This window comes from Flavobacterium glaciei, assembly GCF_003350545.1.
Classification (GTDB): domain Bacteria; phylum Bacteroidota; class Bacteroidia; order Flavobacteriales; family Flavobacteriaceae; genus Flavobacterium; species Flavobacterium glaciei.
On record NZ_QQBA01000033.1, the window covers coordinates 1 to 3,207 of the forward strand.

Annotated in this window: 1 protein-coding gene; it reads right to left on the reverse strand. The window is 30.8% G+C overall.

The genetic code is table 11. From position 1 onward, the window contains the following. Positions 1-1,970, reverse strand: a 1,970-nt coding sequence (locus tag DFR66_RS13720) for a hypothetical protein (protein WP_147277698.1), incomplete at its 3' end; no start/stop codon positions are given. Positions 1,971-3,207 lie beyond the last annotated feature (1,237 nt).

Here is a 3,207-nt window from a genome sequence, read left to right on the forward strand (position 1 = left end):
ATCACTTGAGTAAACACAGCCGAAGTATTACCACAATCGTCTTTTACAGTCCAAGTGTTGGTATAGGTTCCAGCATTAGCACAACCTAAAGAAGGCACAAATGCACCACTTACTTTAGTGATATTGGAAACATCGGTATCACATAAATCAGCAGCAATAGGGAAAGCAGCTTGAGCCGTAGCCAAAGCCTGATCATCGCTACATTCTACCGTAGTATCTAAAGCAGTAGCTAGAGTAGACCAAGTAGGAGCCGTTGTATCTTCAACAGTAATCACTTGAGTAAACACAGCCGAAGTATTACCACAATCGTCTTTTACAGTCCAAGTGTTAGTATAGGTTCCAGCATTAGCACAACCTAAAGAAGGCACAAATGCACCACTTACTTTAGTGATATTGGAAACATCGGTATCACATAAATCAGCAGCAATAGGGAAAGCAGCTTGAGCCGTAGCCAAAGCCTCAGCATTGCTACATTCTACCGTAGTATCTAAAGCAGTAGCTAGAGTAGACCAAGTAGGAGCCGTTGTATCTTCAACAGTAATTGTTTTTGTACAGGTTGAAATACATCCATTAGCATCAGTAATTTTTAATGATAATATAAATGTTGCATTGCAACTAGCCCCAGCAGTTACAGAAACAGATTGAGAATTTGTACTTCCCACAATTGTTCCATTTCCTGAAATACTCCATTCATAACTAGCACTAGTTGGAGCTGAATAAATGTTAGTGGTAGAGGATGGACATATTGCCCCATTTGAACCTATAATATCGCAAGTAGTAGGTTGATTGACGGTTATTGTTACATCATCTGTTACCGTACATTGTGATCCTGAACCAGATCCTGGCCCTGTTACAACCGTAAGTCGAAATGTTGCAGAATTTCCAGTGATATTTACATTTGAATTGAGACTGTTTGGATTATCAATAGTGGCGGTACCACTTACTAATGACCAAGTTTTGGATATAACTTGATATCCATTACTTGGTACTGCAGACCCTTGAAGCGAATATTGCATACCTGAGCAAATAGTAGCATCATCTCCCGCATCCGAACTTCCTAGGGTAAGGTTATCAATAGCAACTGGATTAAAAAAATCTTTAATAGCAGCTGTTGGTGATGTAGATGTTTTAGATTTAACAAAAACAGTTTTTATTTTAAGACTAGTACATGGATCAATTGCTCCTAATACTTCAGTCAAATTTACTCCTGATTCAATAAATGTATTTTGAAGGTAAGTATTAACCCCAAATGCCTGATAAGGAACAGGAACATTGCTGGTATTTCCTGCAGCATATACAGAGTTAAGTGGTAAAGATGAAAAGTATGTTTTGTATTTCCAGATTCCGCCAACAAGTTCCCAACGTTGAATGTCAAATTTAGCAACACCGCTTTCAAAATATACAGTTAATAAAAAATCCCCTAATGTTCTTCCACCAGTCGAAGTAGGAGCCGAAGTTGCAAAACCAGTAGATGTCTTGCTCATAGCTGTTTGAAGAAATTCAAAATCAACATATGCATTTCCATTATTACTTAAACGATCTGCTGCAAAAACAACCCATACATTTCCACTTGAATCAGTAGTTAAATGGATTAAAGCATTGTTCATATCTGTTTTATCATTGGCTGAACCAAGAGTCCATGTCCAATCGTTAGGATTGTCACCAACTTTATCTCCTCCTCCAAAAATGTTGTCTAATGAAGTATTATACAAATCATATAAATGATAAGTAGTTCCTGGATTTAAAGGGCCGCCTGAATTGTTAAGTACAAAACCACCAGTACCAGTTCCATCGACCCAGTCTCCTGCAGCTGTATTTGCAAAAAGAGTACCGTCAATTTTAAACCCTCCACTTGGAGTATTAATAGGAACAATACCGGGGCCTATTTGAGCAATAGATGTTGTTAATTTTAAAAAAAATAGTAAAAAAAATGAAAAAAATATTGTCGAATGAGTAAAGTTTGATTTCATATTGATTTGATTTAAATCGTTAGAAAGTTTTTTTATATTTAAATCGCTAAATGTATATTTGGCAATTTTTATAAGAGTAAAAGATTAGTAGCTTGTATTATAATATTTAGTTCGCATTCGATTTGAATCAAATTTTATTGATATAAAAGGTCTATCGAACAATTAATACACTAAATTCTGATAGTTTCAGAACCTATAATTTGTATTAAATTTTCTCCTGTATTTTATAGTTTTAAATGGAGAATTTAGTTTACTCAAAAACGTTAAGAAAGTAATTATAGGTAATGTAATTTTTGGATGCATATTATCAAATTTTTAATTTATTAGTATTAAAATTAATTTTGTGGTATTTGATAAATGGGATTCATTTTTTTTATTAAAAAAAATGTAAAAAAATATTTTTTATTTAATAATGATAATTTTTAAACTTAAAATCAATTATGATTTCTAAATATTAAAAATTTGCTTCTTGCTATTAAATTAATTTCTATTTCTAGATTTGTTATTTCGTAATGCTTTGGAATACATAGTTTTAAATTATTATTATAAATTTACAAAGTTTTACATGTATTTATATTTTATCTCTACAACTAACCTAAATACTCGTTTAAGTGTATTATTTTTAAGAAAAATTTAATTTTTTATTTTAAATAATTAACAATTCATTTGTTTTTTAAGTGGTAGAATGATGTTAATATTGTTAAATTAATTTGGTATTTAAGACTTTTTTTGGTCTATCAATTCTCGTTTATTTCAATTTTACATTTTAAAATAAACTTGAAAGTCAAACTCACTAGATTTATAATTTTTTAATAATATTTATTATTTTAAGTACTTCTGTACAAACGACATTGTCACTGCATTTGTTTACTAGTTGAGTTTCACCATATCCTTCACCTGATAATCTACTTTGATCAATTCCATTTTGTTAGATTGGTTTTAATGATTTCTTATCACTAAAATATTAGCCAAATTTTAAATAGGATGTATCTTGTCTATACAATATACAATACATTATATATAATACTATTTAGGAGCTTTATCGAACTGTGTATTAATTGTTTAGGATGTTATCATGGAAAACAGATAGGCTATCTCCATAATGTAGGATTTATACGTATACAAATATGTTATTTGTGTATTTCATCGATTTTATTTGGTATTTTAGCGATAAAATAAGTATGTTTGAAAAAGAAATAAGACATATTTATTTATTTATTAAAGAAGTTTGCATTAC